Here is a 25,760-nt window from a genome sequence, read left to right on the forward strand (position 1 = left end):
GCCAGGCCTCAGCATTTTATTATGGTGATCCCCTGGGCGAAATGCGCCTGGTAAGCAGAGTTTTTGAAACGTAAGGCCTTTGAATAAGACAAAAGGCTGCCTCATCGCTAACTTTGCAACAGTGCCGTGTTCGGAATCTTCGCCACCTTGGCCGAGTTCGAGCGGGATCTGATCCGAGAGCGCACCATGGCGGGTCTCGCCTCCGCGAGAGCGCGCGGTCGCAAGGGCGGACGAAAATTCGCGCTCACCAAAGCTCAGGTGCGTCTCGCGCAAGCCGCCATGGCCCAGCGCGATACTTCAGTTTCCGATCTCTGCAAGGAACTCGGCATCGAGCGCGTCACTCTCTACCGATATGTCGGTCCCAAAGGCGAGCTCAGAGACCATGGAAAGCATGTTCTCGGACTTACGTAGCAACTCGTTTCTTTTCGCAGGTTGAGCCACCTCCGCGCTTCATCAGAAAACTGAAGGAACCTCCATTGAATCGAACTAATATTTTTTTTGGTGAATCGCATTCTGACTGGTTGCCTGTCAGAGGCGGAGAATCTGGTGATTTTGTTTTTCGACGTGGTGACGGGCATGCCTTCGCGAAAATCGCACCTGCTTCCCGCCGCGGTGAGCTCGCTGGAGAGCGTGACCGCCTCATTTGGCTCAAAGGTCGAGGTGTGGCTTGCCCCGAGGTGATCAACTGGCAGGAGGAACAGGAGGGTGCATGCTTGGTGATAACGGCAATTCCGGGAGTACCGGCGGCTGATCTGTCTGGAGCGGATTTGCTCAAAGCGTGGCCGTCAATGGGGCAGCAACTTGGCGCTGTTCACAGCCTATCGGTTGATCAATGTCCGTTTGAGCGCAGGCTGTCGCGAATGTTCGGACGCGCCGTTGATGTGGTGTCCCGCAATGCCGTCAATCCCGACTTCTTACCGGACGAGGACAAGAGTACGCCGCAGCTCGATCTTTTGGCTCGTGTCGAACGAGAGCTACCGGTGCGGCTCGACCAAGAGCGCACCGATATGGTTGTTTGCCATGGTGATCCCTGCATGCCGAACTTCATGGTGGACCCTAAAACTCTTCAATGCACGGGTCTGATCGACCTTGGGCGGCTCGGAACAGCAGATCGCTATGCCGATTTGGCACTCATGATTGCTAACGCCGAAGAGAACTGGGCAGCGCCAGATGAAGCAGAGCGCGCCTTCGCTGTCCTATTCAATGTATTGGGGATCGAAGCCCCCGACCGCGAACGCCTTGCCTTCTATCTGCGATTGGACCCTCTGACTTGGGGTTGATGTTCATGCCGCCTGTTTTTCCTGCTCATTGGCACGTTTCGCAACCTGTTCTCATTGCGGACACCTTTTCCAGCCTCGTTTGGAAAGTTTCATTGCCAGACGGGACTCCTGCAATCGTCAAGGGATTGAAACCTATAGAAGACATTGCTGATGAACTGCGCGGGGCCGACTATCTGGTATGGCGCAATGGGAGGGGAGCAGTCCGGTTGCTCGGTCGTGAGAACAATCTGATGTTGCTCGAATATGCCGGGGAGCGAATGCTCTCTCACATCGTTGCCGAGCACGGCGACTACCAGGCGACCGAAATTGCAGCGGAACTAATGGCGAAGCTGTATGCCGCATCTGAGGAACCCCTGCCTTCTGCCCTTCTCCCGATCCGGGATCGCTTTGCAGCTTTGTTTCAGCGGGCGCGCGATGATCAAAACGCAGGTTGTCAAACTGACTACGTCCACGCGGCGATTATAGCCGATCAAATGATGAGCAATGCCTCGGAACTGCGTGGGCTACATGGCGATCTGCATCATGAAAACATCATGTTCTCCAGTCGCGGCTGGCTGGTGATAGATCCCGTCGGTCTGGTCGGTGAAGTGGGCTTTGGCGCCGCCAATATGTTCTACGATCCGGCTGACAGAGACGACCTTTGTCTCGATCCTAGACGCATTGCACAGATGGCGGACGCATTCTCTCGTGCGCTGGACGTCGATCCGCGTCGCCTGCTCGACCAGGCGTACGCTTATGGGTGCCTTTCCGCAGCTTGGAACGCGGATGGAGAAGAGGAGCAACGCGATCTAGCTATCGCGGCCGCGATCAAGCAGGTGCGACAGACGTCATACTAGATATCAAGCGACTTCTCCTATCCCCTGGGAACACATCAATCTTACCGGAGAATATCGTTGGCCAAAGCCTTAGCGTAGGATTTCGCCCTCTCCCGCAAACGACCCCAAGATCACTTGCAGTCCGACCGCGATGTCTTGGTTGCGCGAGAGGTTGTCGATATCTGTTGATTTGCACCCAAATTTGACCCGGGATTTGCATTGAATTTTGACCCACCCCTTGTTGTCAGAATTATGTCTCGATTTTCAGTTTGCGGGTCTGTTTTTCCTCCTGCTTATTCTGAGTTGAACTGTGTTTGAAGCGGTAACTTTCATTGCCGGTTTCCAGGATGTGGCAGTGGTGGGTTAGTCGGTCCAACAACGCTGTTGTCATCTTTTCATCGCCAAACACTCGGCTCCATTCCGAGAAGCTCAAGTTGGTGGTCAGTATCACGCTGGTTTTTTCGTACAGCTTTGAGAGCAGGTGAAACAGCAGTGCCCCACCGGTTTGGCTAAAAGGCAAATATCCCAGCTCATCCAGAATCACCAAATCGGCATACAACAGACGGTTTGCGATTTGTCCCTGACGCCCAGATGATTTCTCTTGCTCCAGTGCATTGACCAAATCCACGGTGGAGAAGAAACGCACCCGTCGGTTCAAGTGCATCACTGCTTGTGTACCAATGGCTGTGGCCAGGTGAGTCTTGCCTGTGCCTGGCCCACCAATCAGCACCACGTTCTGGGCTTGTTCCATGAAGTCGCACCGGTGCAATTGTTTGACCGTGGCCTCATTAACCAGGCTTTGACTGAAGTCAAAGCCCACCAAGTCCCGATACACGGGGAACTTGGCCACCCGCAATTGATAGTTCACCGAACGTACTTCACGCTCTGCCACTTCAGCTTTAATCAAGCTGTCCAGCATGGGCAAGGCTTGATTAAATGCTGGTGAATTCTGATTGCCCAACTCCTCAATGGCGTGTGCCATGCCAAAGAGTTTCAAGGATTTGAGGATTCTCACATGGCCTTCATGCTGCATCATGGGCTCTCCTTAAACTGTCATAGCGGTTCACGTTGGCCTGTGGTTCCAATGTCAGCCTTAACCCCTTGGGAATTGGAATCGGTTTGGGTGGAGGTTCTTCGGTCAAACGTCCCAACAGATTAAGCACATGCTCCTTCGATGGCTTGCCACACTCCAATGCCAATTCCACAGCACTGAGTACCGCACCTTCATCGTGGTGCAATACAAGGGCCAGAATTTCCACCATGTCACGGTCACCGCCGGGGCGTTGCAGCAAGATGGATTGAAGCTTCTTGAACGCGGGTGGCAATTCAGCAAATGGCGCACCATTGCGCAACGCCCCAGGTTTCTTCTGAAGCACAGACAAGTAATGGTGCCAGTCGTATTGTGTGTGGCCACGCCGAGCGTGGCCACTGCCAAACAATCTTGGATGCTCGGCAATGTGTTGGCCTTCGGCAGCCATCACCAGCTTGTCTGCATAAATCCGAAGGCTGATGGCCCTGTTGGCGTAACTGGCAGGAACGCTGTAGCGATTGCCCTCGTGGTGAACAAGGCAGGTTGAAGTGACTCGCTTGGTTTGCTCCACGAATGCATCAAAGGCATTGGGTAGCGCCATCAACTCGCCTTGTTCATCGGCAAAGGCCTCTTGCACGGTTTGGTCCAATTCGGGGTGGCGCAGCTCAGACCACAGCGCTTTGCAGCGATGCTCAAGCCACACATTCAAATCAGCAAGGCTTTGAAAGTCTGGTGCCCCTTGCCACAGGCGTTGGCGGGAATCCTGCACGTTCTTCTCAATCTGGCCTTTCTCCCAACCCGATGCTGGATTACAGAACTGCGCATCAAACAGGTAGTGGCTGACCATGGCAGTGAACCGCTGATTGACCCTGCGCTCTTTGCCACGCCCCACCGAATCCACAGCGGTCTTCATGTTGTCGTAGATGCCGCGCTTGGGAATGCCACCGAAGATTTGAAAGGCATGCCAGTGGGCATCAAACAGCATTTCATGTTTTTGCTGGTAGTAAGCCCGAAGCACAAAGGCCCGGCTGTGGGCCAACTTAAACTGGGCAATCTGAAGTTTGACCTGTTTGCCCGCTATGCGGGCAAAGTCCTCACTCCAATCGAATTGGAAGGCTTCGCCACAAGCAAAGCGCAAGGGGATGAAACAACCCTTGCCCGAGGTTTGCGCCTTGAACTGTTCGGAATCTTTCCACTGTCGGGCAAAGGCACACACTCGGTCATAAGACCCGGTAAAGCCCAAAGCGACCAAATCCCGGTACATGCTGCGCAGGTTTCTGCGCAGCTTCTTTGTCTTTTTGTGCTCGGTGGAGAGCCACTGCCTTAACTTGGGCTCAAAAGGACTTAACTTGCCAACGCTGTCTCGCGCTGGGTACTGCGGTTCAACCACCTTGCTTTGCAAATACTTGCGAACGGTGTTCCTGGACAGGCCGCTTCGTCGGGCTATTTCCCGAATCGACGCACCATCGCGAAAATGCCAGCGTCGAATTGCGCTCAATATCGCCACGTTTATCACTCCTTGATTTCTCCCGCCATATCCAGACGGGAAACAGTGTCATACGTGGGTCAAATTTCGACGCAAATCTTTACCCTAAGTGGGTCAATTTTAGATGCAACTCAACAGGCCATGCTGAGTGTGCGATGGTTGATCGCTTCCTCGCCGCTCTCCACGGCGACGATGGCCGCCGCCATCAGCAAGTGCGCCAGTTCCCCTATGGTGCCCTCGCTGCGTGTGAGCAGGTAGCGAGCCATGTCCAGCGTGGCAATTGGGGAAGGCCGGCGCAGCGGGAGCGAAGCGGCGAAGCTGGCCAGCAGTGAGCAGCAATCGTCGTTGGCCTCCCATACCGGCAGCATCATCGGCTCGAAGCGATTTTCCAACTGGTCATCGGAGCGGATGGCTAGGTAGGCGTCGCGCGTGCCTACCCCAACCAACGGGATGCGCAGTTCGTTGCCGAGGAAGCGCAGCAGGTTGAGGAATTCCCGGCGGTTGACGCTGTTGCCGGCCAGCACGTTGTGCAGCTCGTCGATCACCAGCATGCGCACGCCGACCTTGCGCAGCAGTGCCAGAGCCAGTTGCTCCATTTCCGGCAACCGTGGGCGTGGGCGCAGCGGCGCGCCCATCGCGGCGAGCAGCGCGACGTAGAAGCGGATCACGGACGGCTCGGACGGCATCTGCACGACCAACACCGGGATGTGCTCCTGGTCGGCGTCGGAGCTGGCCGGGTGGGTGCGGCGGAACTTCTCGACGATCATCGACTTGCCATTGTTGGTCGGGCCAACCAGCAGCAGGTTGGGCATGCGTTGCTTGTTTGGCCACGCATAAAGGGCTTCCAGCCGGTTCAGCGCCTCGACTGCGCGCGGATAGCCGATCCAGCGGTCGGCGCGAAGGCGCTGGATGCGCTCGTCCGCCGGAAGACGGGCCAAGCCCTGGGCCGCCGGCAGCAGGTGGGACAGGTCGATGATGGGATATTCGTCCACGGCTACCACTCCTCAATCTGGTCGAACGGTTTGGCGGGTGGCAAGTTGTCTGCCTGCGGGTCGGCAATATCCGTATCCGGCGGAACGGGCTTGTCCGGCCGAGCTGATGTCTTGAGGTGCTGGCGGCGATCCGCGTCACGCCGCGCCTTGCGTGTGGCCTTCTGCGCGCTGGTCACAATCTCACGCATCTGGCCGATCATGCGGAACAGCGCCGACTCATCCACCTGTTCGCGCCCTTGCTGCCGCAGTTTCGCCAGCGCCTGCCGTTGTTCCCAGAGGGTGACAGCCGGATGCGACAAGGTACGGTAGGGAATTTCCAGGTAATGCTGTCCCTCCGGTTCCAGGACCCAGATACGGCTGATGTCGCGCGGATCGCGCCGGATCAGAAAGGACGGCCAGCGTTCACGCCGCGCAATCCACGGCTTGAGCGCATCGGCGTAGTAGTGGATGTGGTCGATGACAAAGCCGGTGCGGGTCAGCGTGCGCCGGAGGATCGGCAGAAAATCGACCAGGAACGAAGTAGCGCGTGTGACGACGGCCGGTACGCCGACACGCGCCACGGCCTCGGCCCAGCGCGCGGCCGGCGGTTGGAGCAGGCCGTTGTGCACCGAACCGTGGTAGGTGCCGACCGCCAATGTGAGCCAGCGCTCTAGCTCGCGCAGCGTCAGGGCGGCCTTGTTTTCGGAATCGTAGTCGCCGCGCTGGTCAGGGTTGGAGAAGGTCGTTCCCGGCAGTTCGTCGTGAATCATCTGCATCGCCGTGCCGATGATCCGTTCCACGATGCCGCCATAGTGCGGCTGTCCCAGCGGGCGATAGTCCAGCCGGATGCCATGCTGCTCGCAACCCCGGCGCAGGGCCTCGCTCTTGAACTCGGCCGCGTTGTCTAGGTAGAGCAGCAAGGGCTTGCCGCTCATCTGCCAATCCATTTCCACGTTCAGTCCTTCCAGCCAAGGGCGCTTGTCGCAGGCGACATGCACGAGGCACAGGCCAACCGAAACGGCAGACGGCGCTTCCAGCGTGACGACCATGCCGAGCACGCAGCGGGTGAACACGTCGATGGCGAGGGTCAGGTACGGGCGGCCAATAGGTTGCCGGTCGCGGTCATCGACCACGATCAGGTCGATGACCGTATGGTCTATCTGCACCTGCTCCAGCGGCGCGGTCACGGCAGGAGGCTCGCCGCCCACACCTTGTAGGTCACGAGCGGCATCCTGGCCTTCCCGCCGGCGGATGACCTTGCGCGGGTCAAGGCTAGCGATCCGTAAGGCCACGGTATTGCGCGCCGGCACTCGCAGTTTTTGAGCCTTGCACACCTGAGTGACTTCGCGGTGAAAGGCCGCTAGGCTGCGCTTCTGCTTGGTCAGGAACCGCTTTTGCAGTAGCTCGTGGATGACGCGCTCGACCGGTTCCGGCAAGCGCCCCTTACCTTTACCTCCACCGGACTGGCCGGGCACCAGATCCGTCACGAGGCCGCTGCCTTGCCGGGCACGCCGGATCAGAACGTATACCTGGCGCCGAGACAAGCCCAGCGCCTGAGCCGCCATATCGGCCGCTTCGTGCCCGACCGTCTCCGACTGCGCCAACGGACTGATGATCTCCGCACGACGGCGCGCACGCTCCCAAGCCTCATCAGGCAGAGTGGCCACGCCTTGTTCTGGAATCCGTGGGGTGTCCGTCGCCATGCTCACCTCGCTTTGGTGCACACGAGTATTGAGCATAGTCGAGATTGGTGCAGATCACTTCTGATATTGAACTGTCAGGAGCTGGCTGCACAACAGCCATTACGCCCAATCAACTGGTGCAGTCGTCTTCTGAAAATGACAGAGCCATTCCTCGATAGAGTTCGGCAAAACCTTCGTTTTGTCGAACCATTGCATCGCCCTTTGTGATTGGCGTATAAACACACAAACACCTATTAGCGGAGAACGCTATGAATACCATTCGCTGGAATGTCGCCGTCTCGGCCGACACCGACCAGTCGCTTCGGATGTTTCTGGCCAGCCAGGGCGGCGGCCGTAAGGGCGACCTGTCGCGCTTCATCGAAGAAGCGGTACGGGCACACATCCTGGAGCTGAGCGCTGAGCAGGCCAAGGCCGCTAACGCCCATCTGAGTGAGGCAGAATTGACCAACGCGGTTGACGAAGCGCTCGACTGGGCACGTAAGCGCTGATGCGGGTCGTGTTGGATACCAACATCCTGTTCAGCGCCCTGATCTCGCCACATGGCGCGCCCGATGCGATCTACCGTGCCTGGCGGGCGGCGCGTTTCGAGGTGGTGACCTCGCGGATGCAACTCGATGAAATTCGTCGAGCCAGCCGCTATCCCAAGCTTCAGGCCATCCTACAGCCCGCCAAGGTGGGCGCCATGATCAATAACCTGCAACGGGCTGTGGTACTGGAGCGCCTGACCATCGAGGTCGAAGCCGATGATCCGGATGACTCGTTTTTGCTGGCCATGGCCTTGGCGGGCGATGCGGACTACCTGGTAACCGGTGATCGCCGCGCCGGCCTGCTGCAACGCGGGCACATCGAACGCACGCGGATCGTCACGCCCGCCGTGTTCTGCGTCGAGGTGCTGTGATCAATGCCGGTCGGTTTTCTGACTCAAGAGCAACGCGACGGTTTTGGCCGCTATGTTGATTCGCCCAGCCGTGAAGAGCTGGAACGTTACTTCCACCTGAGCGATGAAGACCGTGAAGCCATCCAGGTGCTGCGGGGTAACCATAACCGTCTGGGTTATGCCGTTCTGCTGACCACCGTCCGCTTCGTTGGCGTTCTGCCGGACAAGCCCGCCGCCGTGCCGGTGGAAGTCCTGCAGGTGCTTTGCCGACAACTGGCGATTCCAGACCCCGACTGCCTCCAGCGCTATAGCGATCATCGCCGCTGGATACATGCCACCGATATTCAGAACCGCTTTGGCTATCGTCATTTCACCGATCCGGGCATCGGCTTTCGCTTGAGCCGCTGGCTGTATGCCCTCTGCTGGACGGGCACCGACCGGCCGGGAGTGCTGTTTGAGCGAGCCACCTCGTGGCTGTTCACACAGAAAGTCCTCCTGCCTGGTGTGTCTCAACTAGAGCGCTTTATCGCCCAGTTGCGCAGTCGGGTCGAAGAACGCCTCTGGTTTACGCTGGGCCGCAGCGTGACTGAGGAACAGCGATTGCAACTGCAAGACTTGCTGACGGTGGCCGAAGGCAACCGCAGCTCCCGGCTGGATCAATTGCGCTCCGGCCCGGTCATGGTCAGTGGCCCCGCGTTGATTCGGGCACTGCGCCGGCTCGATGACGTGCGCGGCATCGGCATCACCTTGCCGGCGGCGGCGCACATCCCTCCCAGCCGTATCGCCGCCCTGGCCCGCTTCGCCAACACGGCCAAGGTCACCGCGATTAATCGGCTGCCGGCGTCGCGGCGGATGGCGACACTGGTGGCCTTCGCACTCTGCCTGGAGGCGACTGCGCACGACGACGCACTGGAAGTCCTGGAGGCCTTGCTGCGCGACCTGTTCAGCAACGCGGAGAAGGCCGACAAGAAAGCCCGCATGCGCAGCCTGAAAGACCTGGATCGGTCGGCCGCGACGCTCGCCGCCGCGTGCAAGGTCGTGCTGGACAGCTCGATCAGCGATGACAACGTGCGCGCCCGGCTGTTCAACGACCTGCCGAGGACCACCCTGGAAAAGGCCCTGGAAGAGGTCAACGCGCTGATCCGCCCGGTAGATGACGTCTATTTTCTTGCATTGGAAGCGCGCTACCGCAGCGTGCGCCGCTTCCTGCCCGACCTGCTCAAGCACATCCGCTTCGGCTTCAGCCCGGCCGGCAAGGGCGTGGCGGCTAGTCTGGAGTGGCTGCAACTGAACCTGCCGCGCCGGAAGACAGAGGATGACGCGCCGCAGGAGATCGTGGCCAAGGCTTGGCAGAAGCACATCACCCGCGAAGATGGCTCCCTCGACATGGGTGCCTATGTGTTCTGCACGCTCGATGCGCTGCGCACGGCCCTGCGCCGCCGCGATGTCTTCGTCTCGCCCAGTTGGCGCTATGCCGACCCGCGCCTTGGCCTGCTCGACGGTGCCGAATGGCTGGCGGCGCGACCGATCATCTGCCGGTCACTGGGCCTGACCATCGACGCCAAAACCACCCTGGACGCCTTGTCCGTCGAGCTGGATGCAACCTGGCTGGCAGTAGCCGCGCGCCTGCCCGACAACCCGGCGATTCAACTGAGCGAGAACACCGAGGGCAAGACCGAACTGTCGCTCGGGGCGCTGGACAAGCTGGACGAGCCCTGCTCGTTGCTGCAACTGCGGGCGGCCGTGTCTGACCTGATGCCGCGTGTCGATCTGCCGGAAATCCTCTTGGAAATCGCCGCCCGCACTGGCTTTTCCGAGGCCTTCACCCATGTCTCCGAACGCAATGCACGCGCCGACAACCTGGTCACCAGCCTCTGCGCGGTGCTGTTGGGCGGGGCCTGCAACACCGGCCTGGAGCCCTTGATCCGCACCGACAACCCGGCGCTGCGCCGTGACCGGCTGTCCTGGGTCAGCCAGAATTATATCCGCGACGACACCCTGTCAGCGGCTAACGCCATCCTGGTCGGAGCGCAAAGCCAACTGGAACTGGCCCAAGTCTGGGGTGGCGGCGAGGTCGCCTCCGCCGATGGCATGCGCTTCGTCGTACCGGTGCGCACCGTGCATGCCGGCCCCAATCCGAAGTATTTCGGCACCGGCCGGGGTGTCACCTGGTACAACCTGATTTCCGACCAATTCTCCGGCCTCAACGCCATCACCGTGCCCGGCACGCTGCGCGACAGCCTGGTGTTGCTGGCGGTCGTGCTGGAACAGCAGACCGAGTTGCAGCCGACGCAAATCATGACCGACACCGGGGCCTACAGCGATGTGGTGTTCGGGCTCTTCCGCCTACTTGGCTACCACTTCAGTCCGCGGCTGGCCGATGTCGGCGGTACCCGCTTCTGGCGCACGCGCCCGGACGCGGACTACGGCAAGCTCAACGGGCTGGCCCGCCAGTCGGTCAAACTCGACCTGATCGCCGAGCACTGGGACGACCTGCTGCGCCTGGCCGGCTCGCTCAAACTCGGCCGGGTGCCGGCGACTGGCATCATGCGCACGCTGCAAACGGGAGATAGACCCACCCGGCTGGCCCAGGCGCTGGCCGAATTCGGGCGGATCGAAAAGACTCTGCACACGTTGACCTATATCGACGACGAGTCCAAGCGCCGCGCCACCCTGACCCAGTTGAACCGAGGCGAAGGCCGGCACAGCCTGGCCCGCGCCGTGTTCCACGGCAAACGCGGCGAGCTCCGCCAGCGCTACCGCGAAGGCCAGGAAGACCAGCTCGGTGCTCTGGGCCTGGTGGTGAACATCATCGTGCTGTGGAACACCCTCTACATGACGGCGGCCGTGGAACGGCTCAAGCAGCACGGCTATCCAGTGCTGGAAGAGGATTTGGCCCGGCTATCGCCGCTGATCTACGAGCACATCAACATGCTCGGGCGGTATTCCTTTGCGGTACCGGAAGAAGTTGCGCGCGGCGAGCTGCGGCCACTGCGTAATCCAGACGACGACCTGTGATCCCCCTAAACGCTATGAGCAACACCCAAGCTGCTGCTGGATCGGCGGGCACTTCACCGAGCCGAACGAACAGAAAACGCAGCAATCCCCTGGGTTGGGGCGCAGCAGCGCCTTGCAGTTGCTGCACTCGTAATAGAACTGGCAGGCGTCCGTGGGCATGGTTTCCGGCTTGGCGAAGCCGCAGCGCGGGCAAGTCAGCACGGACTCAAGGACAATGGCGCTCATCGTGACCTCACTTCTGCACTGTGGAGGGGTATCCCGCGTTCGCGGTCGCCTCAGTCAGTGCCTCGGGCTGGGCCTTATCGGGATCGTAGGTGACGGTCGCCGTCTTCTGGTCGAAATTGACCTGGACGTCACTCACGCCGGACACCTTCTCCAGCGACTTCTTGACCGTGATCGGACAGAGTCCGCACGTCATGTTCTGCACGTCGAGCGTGACGGTTTTCGGGGGAGCCGCCAGCGCCACGAAGGGCAAGGCGAAAAGCACGGCGATCAGCAGTTTGCGCATGGTTAATCTCCTTCAGTAGAACAGCGGGGCGAGCCACGGCACGGCCAATAGGCCGAGCAGCAGCACGCTGACGATCCAGAACACGAGTCGCTGTCGCACGAGCGTGCGCGGATCGGCGCAGGGTGTACCTGGCGTACAAACCTGTGGCACCAGGTAGAGCTTGCGGAATGCCAATCCCAGGAACAGTAGAGTCAACCCGATGAAGAGGGGGCGTAGTGGCTCCATCATGGTCAGAGCGCCCACCCACGTACCGCCGACACCGAGTGCCAACAGCACCAGTGGCCCGACACAGCACACCGACGCACCGATGGCGGTCAGCGAACTCGCGACCAGCGAGCCTTTCCCGGTGAGTTGCATCCCCATTCCCATCTCCTGAGCCTGATTGCCTAGGTGCTATTCTAAACTCCGTACCAAAGTACGGAATCAAGGAGAAAGTGATGGCCACAGAGCTGACCATTGGCAAGCTGGCAGACGCCGCCGGGGTGAACGTCGAGACGATCCGCTACTACCAGCGACGCGGGCTGCTGGATGAACCAGCCAAACCCTTGGGTGGCCATCGGCGCTATCCGGTGGACATGGTGAAGCGACTGCGTTTCATCAAGCGGGCTCAGGCGCTGGGTTTCACGCTCTCGGAAGTCGGTGGACTGCTGACGCTGGATGAGTCGTGCGCCTGTGCCGAAACGCGAGCACGGGCTGCACGCAAGCTCGCGTTGATCGAGCAGAAGATGGCCGACTTGGTCGTCATGCAGCAACTGTTAGGCGAACTGGTGCAGCAATGTGATGCGGGAGACGGCGGAACGATCTGCCCGATCATCGAGGCACTGATCAGAGAGTAATGCCTGGCGGGTGAGCTGGAGATCGGAAAGCCCCTTTACGGTGGGATTCAGAGCTTACGTTGGTTTTTGGTTCCATTGCTCCCCAAACCCCACGGTTTATCTTTTGGGGCGACCATCTTCGACCTCATAGTCTTCTTCACCGTCACCTCCACTGCGCCCGGTGCCTTTTTCGGGACTGTTGGTGTTGGACTGGCTTTCCCGCAAAGGGCAGGTCTTGGTTTGCGAATTGGTGCAGTGCCCACCTGTGCGCTTGCAAGCATCTCGGCTTTCTTTTTCTTGCGCGCTTTTTTACGGGTGATGTGATTCCCTCTCCCTTTGTACTCAAGGAAAAGTGGCAATATTTCTTCTGCGCGAACGAGAGCAATGTAGGACTTCGGGATCATCTTAGGGATTTTCTCTACGCGCGTTGCGCCTAGGAGAATGCACTTCCGGTCGTGATCCACGATCTTCCCCTGCAACGCTCGACCTGAGTCGAGGTAGACCTTGATTAGAATTTCGTTGCGCTGACAATAATCTAAAAAACGATCCTGCTCATTTGTCGACCGATCGTGTTGGGGTATAGCTCGATCGGAATGCTCGTTCGTCATGCGGCCGTCCTGGTCGCTAATTTTTCTGGCCATCGTTCATATGGACACCTGCATATGGACACCTGTGAACGTCAATGCACACATAATACGACCGAAAGTGATGGCATAACAGTGCGCGCCGCGAATTGGGCACGGCAAATGGCCACACATCCACAGTTTTTGGTGGTATTCCGTCAAAACTAAAAATTCTTCAGTGAGGTGATTACCAGCCGTGCTGTGGCTTAGGTATTGGTCAAGGCTGAAGGTTCGGCTCCTACAAACAATATACCTATTATTCGTAGGAAATGTCGTACACACAGTGTAGATCAATTGGCTGCAACCCGCGTCGCACGGGCTTTGCTACGGCACCTCAGAATGGATCGCGTGGCCTTGGCGTAACCGACGCAGCAAGGCTATCAATAATCAAGATCAGTTCAATCAGGTCGCAGTATGGGACGCAGCCTTCGCCGTATTTTTTCCATATGAAGGACTTCAGCCCCTCAGGCCAGTCCTCCATCATGTAAAGGGCTTGGTTTGAAACCATACCTAAACGCCGTTCAGTTTCGTTCGGTGAGCAATCCCTAGGTCCAATGGTTTTGTGCACCCGTACCCAAAGAGACTTGAACCCGTCTCTATACGACTCTGGAGCATCATCAAATGGCGTCCTGAACTGATCCGAGTCGACTAGTGCAACATCGGATTTTGGCTCAGCACTCTGTGAATCAATCGAACTCAATGGTGTCGTTGATTTCTGATTACGCCGGCGCTCTAGGTATGGCTGGAATGCAATGATCATCGGACCTCGCGTGCTGTCGGATTGTGGCCTACGGCTCCCCGAGATTCTCAAGCTAACCCAGCTGTCCGCAACCCAAACCTCAATCTCGAATTTGGTTGGGGTGTTTCGGGTTGCTGGCTAAATTTGCCCGGTTATTCTCCTCTAAGACCTTCAGCATCGCCTGAAGCGCTTGTCTCTCCGTGCGGGAACTCGTTACCGCCGGCCTCAAGCGAACCGTCATAAATAGCCATTGCTGGACTGTGGCTCAATCAATATGCGGGCTTGGTGCCCAGCCTAAAGGAATGCCAATGTTAGTATCGATGATCGGAGCTCTCGCTCAACCTGTTGCCTTGGCCATGTCTCTGTATTCCAGCGCCGAGTCGCTCACTACGGTGATGCTGCACCAGGAGGCCCCTGTTGCAAAGGTAGCCACAGTAAAGGCTGTTGCAGCTACCAAGGAAGAGCTTTCTGAAATTACTGCCCCGGGCATCCAGCTCAGCCAATACCTGACACCAGCTGGCAAAGCCTCAATGTGTGCTGCATTGGCCCAGACACTGGGAACTAAGAGCACGTCGGCAGCTATGAATCAGGCCATGCGTGACTGTTACCCCGAAGCCTCCAACACCAAGGGTGTTGAGAGCACTATCTCAACGAAGGCCCTCTGACAGGCCACCTAAATGTCCATTGGCGCATGGGTCTTCACTTTTCAGGCTCATGTCGCCTCTCACTCGATCTAGTCAGATATGCGAGCCATCAATTATTGAATTTAGTCCTAGCCCTGCTGGATAGCACCCCCTCCAGCTTACGGAGGGTCCTGACTTCGTTTTTCTGCGGTAACTAGCGGCCCATGTAAACTGGCTGTTCACAGCAGCTAGGTTTTCGGCATGCCCACCTTTCCCGTCCACACCAATGGGCCTTCCAAGGACTACGTCCTTTCGGCCTATAGTCTCCTACTTGAATCCGCTTCAGTGCTAAGGCTCGCTGCGCCGTATTTCAATCGATCTGATGAGATTATCAAGGCCGCGCGCCGCGGTGCGACCGTACAGCTTCTAGTTGGCCTCAACTCGGCAACTCATCCAGGCGAACTGGCGAAGGTTGTCGCCGAACCCAACTGTACGGTGCATTACTTCACAGATGGCTTCCACTCAAAGGTTTTCATTGGAGATGACAATCAGGCAATGCTTGGATCAGCGAATCTCACTCAGGGAGGACTGGTCCAAAACCGCGAAGCAACGATCACGCTGGATCAGCCCCACGACGAGGCTCGCATAGCTGCGCTGCTACTGCATTTCGCCGAGCTTTGGGATGATGCAGCCATATTGACGCCGGCAGAGCTCAGCAAGTTTCGAATTATCTGGGAATCGGCAAAGAAGTTGCCCTCTGCAGACGCCCTGTTCGACAAGGGCCTGGCCCCCGTCACGCCTACCAACGTTTTGGTAGGTAGTGAAAAGAAATCACCACAGCGCCTATTCCTGGCTGACATGCAAAAGCTCATTTACAGCCAGTACATGCCCGCGTTTCGTGAGGTTGCCTCATTCTTGGAGAGTGGTGGGTATCGTCGACCTGAGCTCGCTAGTTTGGATATTTCGGCTGAAACCAACAGGTTCCTAAACTGGTGTCGCCTTACTCTGATTCTCGATGATGAAACCTGGAAGGAAGCGCCGGAGCTGGACCCGGCGGCGCGGCTTACAAAATTGGCGTCGATCTCTCAAGCGTGGGTAGATACGAGGGATCCCCGTATTGAGTCCGGCTACGTAAGTTCACAAAACCTTCTGCACCAGGTGTTTGGATCACCTGAGGCTATAGGTCAAAGCAGTCAGGAGCTGCTTACAGAGGGACTGCTGCAGGTGCATGCCTTCTCGGAGTTACTACGGTTTACCCGCGGGGGCTTGGCTCAGCTACCTGTGGTCTTTTGGAAGGACAACGGCGGCGACGTCACCCGGGTGAAAGCAAGCCTTACACATCTCCTATATGGGAAGGACGACTTTGCCGTCAGGATCTGTGACTTGCTGTGGTCTGAGAACTACAGACTGTCCAAAATTGGGAAGTTCTGCTCATTGGAGCTTGTCGGGATGGTCAAGCCTCACGAGGCGCCTCCAATCAACAGCAGGATGGCCAAGTCCCTGAAATTTCTAGGGCACAACGTCCGGGTTTAGGCCAGACCAACCACTCGACGCTCGACCGCTCCCAAAGCGAGCCATCCGGACTATCCCTGTCAGCATATGTCCGACTCACTGAATCGGGCAGTGTCAGCTTGGCATCGGCCACTGAGTCAATTCGGGGGCAGCGCCAGTGACTGAGTGAGGATTGAGCCGCCACGCTGCGCCGGGTGTGACTGCAAACTCCGGCTGCGGAGGTTCCAATCATGGGACTGCGCTCCGGCGCTTATGTCCTGCACATCAACGCTGTGAAAGTTGCTTAGCCGAGCAACCGAGACTTGGGCCTGGCAGGACGCGAAACAAAACACGTTACCAGCCCTCTTTTCGCTGATGTCAGGCTGCCATGCTTAAATCGTTGCCGTAATACAGCCGACAGGTAAACACACGACGACCACTACACAGATTCCCGTCGCGCCGATATGCGAAAGACCTAAAAAACGTGGTTCTGCGCCCATTTTCGGTTAATATTTTCTGAGTGATCTGGGCATATTTTAAGAAAATTCTGGCTCTGTTAAAAAAATCTAGCCAAAGACAGGGGGAATAATGGGAAATATGGTGGGTTACGCCCATTTGATCAATGAGATGAGGCTGAAGGCTATCGGGGTAAAGAACCCAGCACTCGTTCAACCCGTCACCCGCATTGAGCGGATCAACGGCGCGCTTGCAGTACCGCAGGCGGTTGCGCCGGAGGCTGGGGATTTTCTCGCCCACATCATCTTTGCGCTCAAACATGAGGGCGTCAACCTCTCTATTTTGGCGCAGGCTCTGCCTCGCATTGAAGCTCGAATCCTTGTCGAGGCCATAACCCAATCTCCCAGCAGCGGCTATCTGCGCAAAGTCTGCTTCCTCTGGGAAGCCTATTCCGACTTATTACTGGACTACACGGACAAGCCTCGGGGCCCTGGCGTCCTGCTGTTTGATCCAGAGCGGTACATCACGGGCCCATCGGTGCGAAACAACCGCTGGCGCGTGGACTTCAATGGTCTTGGGACGCTCCAATATTGCGCGACGGTAGAACGCACGCCTGAGGTTCAGGCCCTGCTTGAATACGACATTCTCGGCCGTTCGAAAGAGTTCATTGCCTCCTTGCCTAAGGAAATGATGGATCGCGCCATAAACTGGGCGTACCTGAGCGAAACAGATTCTTCATTTGCGATTGAAAAGGAAGCACCAAGCCAGCAGAAGTCAGAGCGTTTTGTTCAATTACTGCGCCAGGCACATGACCGCCAGCCGCTTACCGAAGACTACTTGGTTTCTTTGCAAAACAATGCGATTTCCCAACCGCTCGAATGGGCGGTGGCCTTCCGGCATGAACAAAACCACCTGACCAACTCCTTTCGAGGAGCGGCGGGGGTCACCTATATCCCCCCCCCTCCAGATCTTTGCCGGGAGCTGATGTTCGAACTCATGGCCTTCGCAAACCGTGCACCCTTGGAGCTTGACCCGCTGGTGGCCGCCGGCATTGCCTCATTCGGGTTCGTCTTCTTGCACCCCTTCATGGATGGGAATGGGCGACTGTCGCGCTTCTTGATACACCAGGCATTGTGCTGCAGTGGTGCGCTGGAGAACGGCTTGTTACTTCCTGTCTCCGTGGCCATGAAACGAGAGGAGCAACGCTATCTAGAAGCTCTGCAGAGCTTCTCAAAACCTGCACGGCAATTCTGGGACGTTCGTTGGATCGATGCCGACAACATGTCGCTTAACTTCACCGGCGACCCAAGCCTATATCGCTACTGGGATGCGACTGAGTGTGTGGCCTTCACGCTGGAAATGGCCAAGCGGGCATTGGAAGTCGAACTTAGGGAAGAAACTGAGTATTTGCAACGATACGACACCTTGCTCAAGGTGGTTAATGACAACTATGACGTGCGCGGCAACCTCTTGAGTAAGCTGATTATGCAGTGCTTAGACCAGAACGGGGTCGTATCAAAGGGTCGGCGCAAGCAATACAACGGGTATATCCAAGAGGAGGTTTTCGACTTCCTGGAAGGTCACGCCCAGGCCCTTCTGGCAGAAGCCTACACAGAGCCCGACGACGAATAGTTCAGCCCAAACCTTAACCCAGGGTACATAGCATTCTCGGCCCCCTGAACCACGCCTTGCCGTGTGACCTACTAAATAAAGTCTGTCGGAAACCGGTGTTGAGGCACCCAATGCATCGCGCCATTCAACGCACCTAAGGCTCTGATTTATAGGGTAAGCGGCGGATTTCAGCGACAGCATTCAAATGCTCTGCGACAGACTTTATTTCGTGGCTACACCTGGCGACAGTGCCACCCAAAGCGTTACCACCAAATAAATAACATCATAGCAAAGCGGCCCTATTTTCCTATGGCACCCCTCGAACTACCTGTTACATCTCCTGTGAAACGCTCTTCCTTTAAAAGCGTCCTACCCGGCCGGCCCAGGTGCACCCCGCACAGGAAAAGCTGGGGGAGAAGCAGAAAGAAAAGGGCCTGGCGACAGCCAGGCAAAGGAAAGAAAGGAAAAGCGGTTAATCAGAATGGTGGGTAGGTTCAGGCCCAGCAAATCTGGGGGAATTAGGGTTTTGGAGATGTTAGGAGGTGCGCCAGATGAAGCAGATCTCCCCCTGCTATGATGTTTCGTTTTAGGTCGGTTTTGGCATAAAACCCGAGAAAATTGGTTATATGGAGATATTCGGTTTGGGGGGGCATAGAGAAAACGGAAAAAATCGTACGATAAGCCCTGCTGACAGCCTGCAAGCCCTTAGGTTGTGTAGTCGGTGTCCGAATGGGGTATACCCTAACTTGATGTCAGGCAGGGCCGCGCCGCTTCGTCAGAATAGAGTCTGCTTTCCCATTTTTTGACACATGCCCGCGAAGGTTATAGATTTCAGCCTGACAGAAATGGGCTTTGAGGCACAACGGAACAGAAAGTGCACTTAAGCCGCCTTCAACCAAGGAGACATCGTGCAGGGGCACCGCATCGGCTACGTCCGGGTCAGCAGCTTTGACCAGAACCCGGAACGCCAGCTGGAACAAACCCAGGTGAGCAAGGTGTTCACCGACAAGGCATCGGGCAAGGACACCCAGCGCCCCCAGCTCGAAGCGCTGCTGAGCTTCGTCCGCGAAGGCGATACAGTGGTGGTGCACAGCATGGATCGGCTGGCCCGCAACCTCGATGACCTGCGTCGCTTGGTACAGAAGCTGACTCAGCGCGGCGTGCGCATCGAGTTCCTGAAGGAGGGCCTGGTGTTCACTGGCGAGGACTCGCCGATGGCCAACCTGATGCTGTCGGTGATGGGGGCCTTCGCTGAGTTCGAGCGCGCCCTGATCCGCGAGCGGCAGCGTGAGGGCATCGCCTTGGCCAAGCAGCGTGGCGCGTACCGGGGCCGCAAGAAAGCCCTGTCCGATGAGCAGGCTGCTACCCTGCGGCAGCGAGCGACGGCCGGCGAGCCCAAGGCGCAGCTTGCCCGCGAGTTCAACATCAGCCGGGAAACCCTCTACCAGTACCTCCGCACGGACGACTGACACATGCCGCGTCGCTTGATCCTCTCGGCCACGGAGCGGGACACCCTGCTTGCGCTGCCGGAAAGCCAGGATGACCTGATCCGCTACTACACCTTCAACGACTCCGACCTGTCGCTGATCCGCCAGCGACGCGGCGACGCCAACCGCCTCGGCTTCGCCGTGCAGCTCTGCCTGCTGCGCTACCCCGGTTACGCGCTGGGAACCGACAGCGAGCTGCCCGAGCCGGTCATCCTGTGGGTGGCGAAGCAAGTCCAGGCCGAGCCGGCGAGCTGGGCAAAGTACGGCGAGCGCGACGTGACCCGTCGCGAGCATGCCCAGGAACTGCGCACCTACCTGCAACTGGCCCCGTTCGGCCTGTCCGACTTCCGCGCCCTGGTGCGCGAGCTAACCGAGCTGGCCCAGCAGACCGACAAAGGCTTGCTGCTGGCCGGTCAGGCCCTGGAGAGCCTACGGCAGAAACGACGCATCCTGCCGGCGCTGAGCGTGATTGACCGGGCCTGCTCGGAAGCCATTGCGCGAGCCAATCGGCGGGTCTACCGCGCCCTGGTCGAACCACTCACGGACTCGCATCGGGCCAAGCTGGACGAGCTGTTGAAGCTCAAGGCCGGCAGCAGCATCACCTGGTTGACCTGGCTGCGCCAGGCACCGCTGAAACCCAACTCTCGGCACATGCTGGAACACATCGAGCGGCTGAAGACATTTCAGTTGGTGGACTTGCCCGAAGGCCTGGGCCGGCACATCCACCAGAACCGCCTGCTCAAGCTGGCCCGCGAGGGTGGGCAGATGACGCCCAAAGACCTCGGTAAGTTCGAGCCGCAGCGCCGCTACGCGACCCTGGCCGCCGTGGTGCTGGAGAGCACCGCGACCGTGATCGATGAGCTGGTCGATCTGCATGACCGCATCCTGGTCAAGCTGTTCAGCGGCGCGAAGCACAAGCATCAGCAGCAGTTCCAGAAGCAGGGCAAGGCGATCAACGACAAGGTGCGCCTGTACTCCAGGATCGGCCAGGCGCTGCTGGAAGCGAAGGAAAGCGGCAGCGACCCCTATGCCGCCATCGAGGCGGTGATTCCCTGGGACGAGTTCACCGAGAGCGTCAGCGAGGCCGAGCTGCTGGCCCGGCCGGAAGGCTTCGACCACCTGCACCTGGTCGGCGAGAACTTCGCCACCCTGCGCCGTTACACGCCGGCCTTGCTGGAGGTGCTGGAACTGCGCGCCGCGCCGGCCGCGCAAGGCGTGCTGGCAGCCGTGCAGACCCTGCGTGAGATGAACGCCGACAACCTGCGCAAGGTGCCGGCCGATGCACCCACGGCCTTCATCAAGCCGCGCTGGAAGCCGCTGGTGATCACCCCGGAAGGCCTCGACCGGAAATTCTACGAAATCTGCGCCCTGTCCGAGCTGAAGAACGCCCTGCGCTCCGGCGACATCTGGGTCAAGGGCTCGCGGCAGTTCCGCGACTTCGACGACTACCTGCTGCCGGCCGAGAAGTTCGCCGCACTCAAGCGCGAGCAGGCCCTGCCCCTGGCGATCAACCCGAACAGCGACCAGTACCTGGAAGAGCGTTTGCAGCTGCTGGACGAGCAGTTGGCCACCGTCACCCGCCTGGCCAAGGACAACGAGCTGCCCGATGCCATCCTCACCGAGTCAGGGCTGAAAATCACCCCGCTGGATGCGGCGGTGCCGGATCGGGCGCAGGCGCTGATCGACCAAACCAGCCAGTTACTGCCGCGCATCAAGATCACCGAACTGCTGATGGACGTGGACGACTGGACGGGCTTCAGCCGCCACTTCACCCACTTGAAGGACGGGGCCGAGGCCAAAGACAGGACGTTGCTGCTGTCCGCAATCCTCGGTGATGCGATCAACCTCGGGCTGACCAAGATGGCCGAGTCGAGCCCCGGCCTGACCTACGCCAAGCTGTCCTGGCTGCAAGCCTGGCACATCCGCGACGAAACCTATTCGGCGGCCTTGGCCGAGCTGGTCAACCACCAGTATCGCCACGCCTTTGCCGCCCACTGGGGCGACGGCACGACCTCATCCTCCGATGGCCAGCGCTTCCGCGCGGGTGGCCGGGGCGAGAGAACCGGGCACGTCAACCCGAAGTACGGTAGCGAGCCGGGACGGCTGTTCTATACCCATATCTCCGACCAGTACGCGCCGTTCAGCACCCGCGTGGTGAATGTCGGCGTCCGCGATTCCACCTATGTGCTCGACGGCCTGCTGTACCACGAGTCCGACCTGCGGATCGAGGAGCACTACACCGACACGGCCGGCTTCACCGATCACGTCTTTGCCCTGATGCACCTGCTAGGCTTCCGCTTCGCGCCGCGCATCCGCGACCTCGGCGAAACCAAGCTGTACGTGCCGCAGGGCGTGCAAGCCTACCCGACGTTGCGCCCGCTGATCGGCGGCACCCTGAACATCAAGCACGTGCGTGCCCACTGGGACGACATCCTGCGCCTGGCCAGCTCGATCAAGCAGGGCACCGTCACCGCCTCGCTGATGCTGCGCAAGCTCGGCAGCTACCCGCGCCAGAACGGACTGGCCGTGGCCCTGCGCGAGCTGGGCCGGATCGAGCGCACGCTGTTCATCCTGGACTGGCTGCAAAGTGTTGAACTGCGCCGCCGCGTGCATGCCGGCCTGAACAAAGGTGAGGCGCGCAACTCGCTGGCCAGGGCGGTGTTCTTCAACCGCCTTGGGGAAATCAGGGATCGGAGCTTCGAGCAGCAGCGCTACCGGGCCAGCGGCCTCAACCTGGTGACGGCGGCTATCGTGCTGTGGAACACGGTGTACCTGGAACGCGCCACCCAGGGGTTGGTCGAGGCCGGCAAGCCGGTGGACGGCGAGCTGCTGCAATTCCTGTCGCCGCTGGGCTGGGAGCACATCAACCTAACCGGCGATTACGTCTGGCGGCAGAGCCGCAGACTGGAAGACGGGAAGTTTCGGCCCTTACGGATGCCCGGAAAACCTTAGCGTACGATTTTTTCCGAATTCTGCGGGCTCCCCTATCTCATCTGCGCAAGGCAGAACGTGAAGACGGCCGCCCTGGACCTCGCCCGCGAGCGCCAGGCGCACGAGGCCGGCGCGCGGACCCGCGCCACGGCCCACGAGCGGACGCCGCAGCAGGAGCGCCAGAAGGCCGCCAGAGAGGCCGAGCGCGGCCGTGAGGCTTGGACGCTAGGGCAGGGCATGAAAAAGCCCGTAGCGGGCTGCTACGGGCGTCTGACGCGGTGGAAAGGGGGAGGGGATGTTGTCTACATGGCTCTGCTGTAGTGAGTGGGTTGCGCTCCGGCAGCGGTCCTGATCAATCGTCACCCTTTCTCGGTCCTTCAACGTTCCTGACAACGAGCCTCCTTTTCGCCAATCCATCGACAATCACCGCGAGTCCCTGCTCGAACGCTGCGTCCGGACCGGCTTCGTCGAAGGCGTCTATCGCGGCCCGCAACAGCGGCGAGAGCGGAGCCTGTTCAACGGTGCCGCCGCGCTCGCCGGCATCGCTGTCGCCGGCCTGCTCCTCAAGCACGGCCCCAACAGTGAAGTAGCTGATTGTCATCAGCGCATTGACGGCGTCCCCGGCCGAAAAACCCGCCTCGCAGAGGAAGCGAAGCTGCGCGTCGGCCGTTTCCATCTGCGGTGCGCCCGGTCGCGTGCCGGCATGGATGCGCGCGCCATCGCGGTAGGCGAGCAGCGCCTGCCTGAAGCTGCGGGCATTCCCGATCAGAAATGAGCGCCAGTCGTCGTCGGCTCTCGGCACCGAATGCGTATGATTCTCCGCCAGCATGGCTTCGGCCAGTGCGTCGAGCAGCGCCCGCTTGTTCCTGAAGTGCCAGTAAAGCGCCGGCTGCTGAACCCCCAACCGTTCCGCCAGTTTGCGTGTCGTCAGACCGTCTACGCCGACCTCGTTCAACAGGTCCAGGGCGGCACGGATCACTGTATTCGGCTGCAACTTTGTCATGCTTGACACTTTATCACTGATAAACATAATATGTCCACCAACTTATCAGTGATAAAGAATCCGCGCGTTCAATCGGACCAGCGGAGGCTGGTCCGGAGGCCAGACGTGAAACCCAACAGACCCCTGATCGTAATTCTGAGCACTGTCGCGCTCGACGCTGTCGGCATCGGCCTGATTATGCCGGTGCTGCCGGGCCTCCTGCGCGATCTGGTTCACTCGAACGACGTCACCGCCCACTATGGCATTCTGCTGGCGCTGTATGCGTTGATGCAATTTGCCTGCGCACCTGTGCTGGGCGCGCTGTCGGATCGTTTCGGGCGGCGGCCGGTCTTGCTCGTCTCGCTGGCCGGCGCTGCTGTCGACTACGCCATCATGGCGACGGCGCCTTTCCTTTGGGTTCTCTATATCGGGCGGATCGTGGCCGGCATCACCGGGGCGACTGGGGCGGTAGCCGGCGCTTATATTGCCGATATCACTGATGGCGATGAGCGCGCGCGGCACTTCGGCTTCATGAGCGCCTGTTTCGGGTTCGGGATGGTCGCGGGACCTGTGCTCGGTGGGCTGATGGGCGGTTTCTCCCCCCACGCTCCGTTCTTCGCCGCGGCAGCCTTGAACGGCCTCAATTTCCTGACGGGCTGTTTCCTTTTGCCGGAGTCGCACAAAGGCGAACGCCGGCCGTTACGCCGGGAGGCTCTCAACCCGCTCGCTTCGTTCCGGTGGGCCCGGGGCATGACCGTCGTCGCCGCCCTGATGGCGGTCTTCTTCATCATGCAACTTGTCGGACAGGTGCCGGCCGCGCTTTGGGTCATTTTCGGCGAGGATCGCTTTCACTGGGACGCGACCACGATCGGCATTTCGCTTGCCGCATTTGGCATTCTGCATTCACTCGCCCAGGCAATGATCACCGGCCCTGTAGCCGCCCGGCTCGGCGAAAGGCGGGCACTCATGCTCGGAATGATTGCCGACGGCACAGGCTACATCCTGCTTGCCTTCGCGACACGGGGATGGATGGCGTTCCCGATCATGGTCCTGCTTGCTTCGGGTGGCATCGGAATGCCGGCGCTGCAAGCAATGTTGTCCAGGCAGGTGGATGAGGAACGTCAGGGGCAGCTGCAAGGCTCACTGGCGGCGCTCACCAGCCTGACCTCGATCGTCGGACCCCTCCTCTTCACGGCGATCTATGCGGCTTCTATAACAACGTGGAACGGGTGGGCATGGATTGCAGGCGCTGCCCTCTACTTGCTCTGCCTGCCGGCGCTGCGTCGCGGGCTTTGGAGCGGCGCAGGGCAACGAGCCGATCGCTGATCGTGGAAACGATAGGCCTATGCCATGCGGGTCAAGGCGACTTCCGGCAAGCTATACGCGCCCTAGGAGTGCGGTTGGAACGTTGGCCCAGCCAGATACTCCCGATCACGAGCAGGACGCCGATGATTTGAAGCGCACTCAGCGTCTGATCCAAGAACAACCATCCTAGCAACACGGCGGTCCCCGGGCTGAGAAAGCCCAGTAAGGAAACAACTGTAGGTTCGAGTCGCGAGATCCCCCGGAACCAAAGGAAGTAGGTTAAACCCGCTCCGATCAGGCCGAGCCACGCCAGGCCGAGAACATTGGTTCCTGTAGGCATCGGGATTGGCGGATCAAACACTAAAGCTACTGGAACGAGCAGAAGTCCTCCGGCCGCCAGTTGCCAGGCGGTAAAGGTGAGCAGAGGCACGGGAGGTTGCCACTTGCGGGTCAGCACGGTTCCGAACGCCATGGAAACCGCCCCCGCCAGGCCCGCTGCGACGCCGACAGGATCTAGCGCTGCGTTTGGTGTCAACACCAACAGCGCCACGCCCGCAGTTCCGCAAATAGCCCCCAGGACCGCCATCAATCGTATCGGGCTACCTAGCAGAGCGGCAGAGATGAACACGACCATCAGCGGCTGCACAGCGCCTACCGTCGCCGCGACCCCGCCCGGCAGGCGGTAGACCGAAATAAACAACAAGCTCCAGAATAGCGAAATATTAAGTGCGCCGAGGATGAAGATGCGCATCCACCAGATTCCCGTTGGAATCTGTCGGACGATCATCACGAGCAATAAACCCGCCGGCAACGCCCGCAGCATCGCGACCGTCATCGGTGAGAAGTTCGGCAGGTATTGGGTGGTGACAATGTAGGTGCTGCCCCAAATGGCAGGTGCTATCGCTGTGAACAATAAATCGGGCGTGCGTAATGACATGCGATTACAAGACCTCCGCTACGGCGATGGGTTTTTGAGAGTTGCAGGCGCCGCGATGACCGCACCCTGACT

The 25,760-nt window shown here is 59.3% G+C and carries 24 protein-coding genes and 1 pseudogene; 14 read left to right on the forward strand and 11 right to left on the reverse strand.

Annotated elements, in window-relative coordinates; genetic code table 11:
- Positions 1-126: 126 nt before the first annotated feature.
- The 3 genes and pseudogenes from HBO10_RS30470 to HBO10_RS30480 all read left to right on the forward strand — a co-directional run.
- A pseudogene (locus HBO10_RS30470) lies at positions 127-411 on the forward strand (recombinase family protein); the annotation flags it as partial.
- Between the two features lie 65 nt (positions 412-476).
- Positions 477-1,280, forward strand: coding sequence for an aminoglycoside O-phosphotransferase APH(3'')-Ib (gene aph(3'')-Ib / locus HBO10_RS30475; RefSeq protein WP_001082319.1), 804 nt, complete (start codon positions 477-479; stop codon positions 1,278-1,280).
- On the forward strand, positions 1,280-2,116 hold the full coding sequence (locus HBO10_RS30480; protein ID WP_000480968.1) for an aminoglycoside O-phosphotransferase APH(6)-Id: 837 nt from the start codon (positions 1,280-1,282) through the stop codon (positions 2,114-2,116). The genes aph(3'')-Ib and HBO10_RS30480 overlap by 1 nt, the downstream gene beginning before the upstream one ends.
- Positions 2,117-2,345: 229 nt before the next feature.
- Here HBO10_RS30480 and istB read toward each other — a convergent pair whose 3' ends face one another.
- The 4 genes from istB to HBO10_RS30500 form a co-directional block, all read right to left on the reverse strand.
- A complete protein-coding gene (gene istB / locus HBO10_RS30485; protein ID WP_000983249.1) occupies positions 2,346-3,131 on the reverse strand; it encodes an IS21-like element IS1326 family helper ATPase IstB in 786 nt (261 codons plus the stop codon).
- Entirely contained in the window at positions 3,118-4,641 is a 1,524-nt protein-coding gene (gene istA / locus HBO10_RS30490; RefSeq protein WP_001324342.1) for an IS21-like element IS1326 family transposase, read from the reverse strand. Before istA ends, istB begins: the two co-directional genes overlap by 14 nt.
- Positions 4,642-4,742: 101 nt before the next feature.
- Positions 4,743-5,603 (reverse strand): TniB family NTP-binding protein, encoded by an 861-nt coding sequence (locus HBO10_RS30495; RefSeq protein ID WP_000344784.1) that lies wholly within the window; start codon positions 5,601-5,603, stop codon positions 4,743-4,745.
- Between the two features lie 2 nt (positions 5,604-5,605).
- Entirely contained in the window at positions 5,606-7,285 is a 1,680-nt protein-coding gene (locus HBO10_RS30500) for a Mu transposase C-terminal domain-containing protein (RefSeq protein WP_000179844.1), read from the reverse strand.
- A 248-nt stretch (positions 7,286-7,533) separates the two neighbouring features.
- Here HBO10_RS30500 and HBO10_RS30510 point away from each other — a divergent pair, with 248 nt between their 5' ends.
- The 3 genes from HBO10_RS30510 to HBO10_RS30520 are packed head-to-tail and all read left to right on the forward strand — an operon-like array spanning position 7,534 to position 11,180.
- A complete protein-coding gene (locus HBO10_RS30510) occupies positions 7,534-7,773 on the forward strand; it encodes a ribbon-helix-helix domain-containing protein (RefSeq protein WP_003089107.1) in 240 nt (79 codons plus the stop codon).
- Positions 7,773-8,183, forward strand: coding sequence for a putative toxin-antitoxin system toxin component, PIN family (locus tag HBO10_RS30515; protein WP_003150546.1), 411 nt, complete (start codon positions 7,773-7,775; stop codon positions 8,181-8,183). The genes HBO10_RS30510 and HBO10_RS30515 overlap by 1 nt, the downstream gene beginning before the upstream one ends.
- Positions 8,184-8,186: 3 nt before the next feature.
- Positions 8,187-11,180, forward strand: coding sequence for a Tn3 family transposase (locus tag HBO10_RS30520; RefSeq protein WP_169904215.1), 2,994 nt, complete (start codon positions 8,187-8,189; stop codon positions 11,178-11,180).
- Positions 11,181-11,192: 12 nt separating this feature from the next.
- Here the strand turns inward: HBO10_RS30520 and HBO10_RS30525 are convergent, their stop codons facing one another.
- The 3 genes from HBO10_RS30525 to HBO10_RS30535 are packed head-to-tail and all read right to left on the reverse strand — an operon-like array spanning position 11,193 to position 12,051.
- Positions 11,193-11,405: a GDCCVxC domain-containing (seleno)protein gene (locus HBO10_RS30525; protein ID WP_003089113.1), complete on the reverse strand. Its 213-nt coding sequence runs from the start codon at positions 11,403-11,405 to the stop codon at positions 11,193-11,195.
- Between the two features lie 7 nt (positions 11,406-11,412).
- Complete coding sequence (gene merP, locus HBO10_RS30530) at positions 11,413-11,688, reverse strand: mercury resistance system periplasmic binding protein MerP (RefSeq protein ID WP_003150552.1); 276 nt, start codon at positions 11,686-11,688, stop codon at positions 11,413-11,415.
- A gap of 12 nt (positions 11,689-11,700) precedes the next feature.
- Entirely contained in the window at positions 11,701-12,051 is a 351-nt protein-coding gene (locus HBO10_RS30535; RefSeq protein WP_003089115.1) for a mercuric transporter MerT family protein, read from the reverse strand.
- 74 nt (positions 12,052-12,125) lie between these two features.
- On the opposite strand from HBO10_RS30535, the gene merR reads away from it, so the two are divergent.
- Positions 12,126-12,524, forward strand: coding sequence for an Hg(II)-responsive transcriptional regulator (gene merR, locus HBO10_RS30540; protein ID WP_003089120.1), 399 nt, complete (start codon positions 12,126-12,128; stop codon positions 12,522-12,524).
- A gap of 47 nt (positions 12,525-12,571) precedes the next feature.
- Here merR and HBO10_RS30545 read toward each other — a convergent pair whose 3' ends face one another.
- A complete protein-coding gene (locus HBO10_RS30545) occupies positions 12,572-13,111 on the reverse strand; it encodes an RNA chaperone Hfq (protein WP_169904216.1) in 540 nt (179 codons plus the stop codon).
- Positions 13,112-13,460: 349 nt separating this feature from the next.
- Positions 13,461-13,886: a hypothetical protein gene (locus HBO10_RS30550; RefSeq protein ID WP_153045938.1), complete on the reverse strand. Its 426-nt coding sequence runs from the start codon at positions 13,884-13,886 to the stop codon at positions 13,461-13,463.
- Positions 13,887-14,173: 287 nt separating this feature from the next.
- On the opposite strand from HBO10_RS30550, the gene HBO10_RS30555 reads away from it, so the two are divergent.
- From HBO10_RS30555 to HBO10_RS30585, 6 genes are all read left to right on the forward strand, one after another.
- Positions 14,174-14,530, forward strand: coding sequence for a hypothetical protein (locus HBO10_RS30555; protein WP_078465733.1), 357 nt, complete (start codon positions 14,174-14,176; stop codon positions 14,528-14,530).
- A 219-nt stretch (positions 14,531-14,749) separates the two neighbouring features.
- Positions 14,750-16,021 (forward strand): phospholipase D family protein, encoded by a 1,272-nt coding sequence (locus HBO10_RS30560; RefSeq protein ID WP_078465732.1) that lies wholly within the window; start codon positions 14,750-14,752, stop codon positions 16,019-16,021.
- Between the two features lie 546 nt (positions 16,022-16,567).
- Positions 16,568-18,067 carry a Fic family protein gene (locus HBO10_RS30565; RefSeq protein ID WP_078465731.1) on the forward strand — a complete coding sequence of 500 codons (1,500 nt, stop codon included), beginning with the start codon at positions 16,568-16,570 and terminating at the stop codon, positions 18,065-18,067.
- An 887-nt stretch (positions 18,068-18,954) separates the two neighbouring features.
- Entirely contained in the window at positions 18,955-19,515 is a 561-nt protein-coding gene (locus HBO10_RS30575) for a recombinase family protein (protein ID WP_001161490.1), read from the forward strand.
- A 3-nt stretch (positions 19,516-19,518) separates the two neighbouring features.
- Positions 19,519-22,485, forward strand: coding sequence for a Tn3-like element TnAs1 family transposase (locus tag HBO10_RS30580; protein ID WP_169904217.1), 2,967 nt, complete (start codon positions 19,519-19,521; stop codon positions 22,483-22,485).
- Between the two features lie 57 nt (positions 22,486-22,542).
- The gene (locus HBO10_RS30585; protein ID WP_000844627.1) at positions 22,543-22,785 is read left to right on the forward strand and encodes a transposase; all 243 of its coding nucleotides are present in this window, start codon (positions 22,543-22,545) and stop codon (positions 22,783-22,785) included.
- Positions 22,786-22,816: 31 nt separating this feature from the next.
- Here HBO10_RS30585 and tetR(A) read toward each other — a convergent pair whose 3' ends face one another.
- On the reverse strand, positions 22,817-23,467 hold the full coding sequence (gene tetR(A) / locus HBO10_RS30590) for a tetracycline resistance transcriptional repressor TetR(A) (RefSeq protein WP_000164043.1): 651 nt from the start codon (positions 23,465-23,467) through the stop codon (positions 22,817-22,819).
- A gap of 105 nt (positions 23,468-23,572) precedes the next feature.
- Between tetR(A) and tet(A) the strand changes: the two genes are divergently transcribed.
- Positions 23,573-24,772: a tetracycline efflux MFS transporter Tet(A) gene (tet(A), locus tag HBO10_RS30595; protein ID WP_000804064.1), complete on the forward strand. Its 1,200-nt coding sequence runs from the start codon at positions 23,573-23,575 to the stop codon at positions 24,770-24,772.
- Positions 24,773-24,803: 31 nt separating this feature from the next.
- Here the strand turns inward: tet(A) and HBO10_RS30600 are convergent, their stop codons facing one another.
- Positions 24,804-25,688, reverse strand: coding sequence for an EamA family transporter (locus HBO10_RS30600; RefSeq protein ID WP_000058717.1), 885 nt, complete (start codon positions 25,686-25,688; stop codon positions 24,804-24,806).
- Positions 25,689-25,760 lie beyond the last annotated feature (72 nt).

The sequence above is a fragment of the Pseudomonas sp. WS 5503 genome (assembly GCF_012985385.1).
Taxonomy (GTDB): domain Bacteria; phylum Pseudomonadota; class Gammaproteobacteria; order Pseudomonadales; family Pseudomonadaceae; genus Aquipseudomonas; species Aquipseudomonas paracarnis.

Excerpts from the sequence above, each read along its gene's own strand:
- HBO10_RS30520 (WP_169904215.1), top strand. The coding sequence starts at position 8,187 with ATGCCGGTCGGTTTTCTGACTCAAGAGCAACGCGACGGTTTTGGCCGC.
- merR (WP_003089120.1), top strand. The coding sequence starts at position 12,126 with ATGGCCACAGAGCTGACCATTGGCAAGCTGGCAGACGCCGCCGGGGTG.
- HBO10_RS30535 (WP_003089115.1), bottom strand. The coding sequence starts at position 12,051 with ATGGGGATGCAACTCACCGGGAAAGGCTCGCTGGTCGCGAGTTCGCTG.
- HBO10_RS30545 (WP_169904216.1), bottom strand. The coding sequence starts at position 13,111 with ATGACGAACGAGCATTCCGATCGAGCTATACCCCAACACGATCGGTCG.
- merP (WP_003150552.1), bottom strand. The coding sequence starts at position 11,688 with ATGCGCAAACTGCTGATCGCCGTGCTTTTCGCCTTGCCCTTCGTGGCG.
- HBO10_RS30550 (WP_153045938.1), bottom strand. The coding sequence starts at position 13,886 with ATGATCATTGCATTCCAGCCATACCTAGAGCGCCGGCGTAATCAGAAA.
- HBO10_RS30580 (WP_169904217.1), top strand. The coding sequence starts at position 19,519 with ATGCCGCGTCGCTTGATCCTCTCGGCCACGGAGCGGGACACCCTGCTT.
- HBO10_RS30560 (WP_078465732.1), top strand. The coding sequence starts at position 14,750 with ATGCCCACCTTTCCCGTCCACACCAATGGGCCTTCCAAGGACTACGTC.
- HBO10_RS30510 (WP_003089107.1), top strand. The coding sequence starts at position 7,534 with ATGAATACCATTCGCTGGAATGTCGCCGTCTCGGCCGACACCGACCAG.
- HBO10_RS30500 (WP_000179844.1), bottom strand. The coding sequence starts at position 7,285 with ATGGCGACGGACACCCCACGGATTCCAGAACAAGGCGTGGCCACTCTG.
- HBO10_RS30600 (WP_000058717.1), bottom strand. The coding sequence starts at position 25,688 with ATGTCATTACGCACGCCCGATTTATTGTTCACAGCGATAGCACCTGCC.
- HBO10_RS30480 (WP_000480968.1), top strand. The coding sequence starts at position 1,280 with ATGTTCATGCCGCCTGTTTTTCCTGCTCATTGGCACGTTTCGCAACCT.
- HBO10_RS30515 (WP_003150546.1), top strand. The coding sequence starts at position 7,773 with ATGCGGGTCGTGTTGGATACCAACATCCTGTTCAGCGCCCTGATCTCG.
- HBO10_RS30565 (WP_078465731.1), top strand. The coding sequence starts at position 16,568 with ATGGGAAATATGGTGGGTTACGCCCATTTGATCAATGAGATGAGGCTG.
- HBO10_RS30525 (WP_003089113.1), bottom strand. The coding sequence starts at position 11,405 with ATGAGCGCCATTGTCCTTGAGTCCGTGCTGACTTGCCCGCGCTGCGGC.
- HBO10_RS30555 (WP_078465733.1), top strand. The coding sequence starts at position 14,174 with ATGTTAGTATCGATGATCGGAGCTCTCGCTCAACCTGTTGCCTTGGCC.
- istB (WP_000983249.1), bottom strand. The coding sequence starts at position 3,131 with ATGATGCAGCATGAAGGCCATGTGAGAATCCTCAAATCCTTGAAACTC.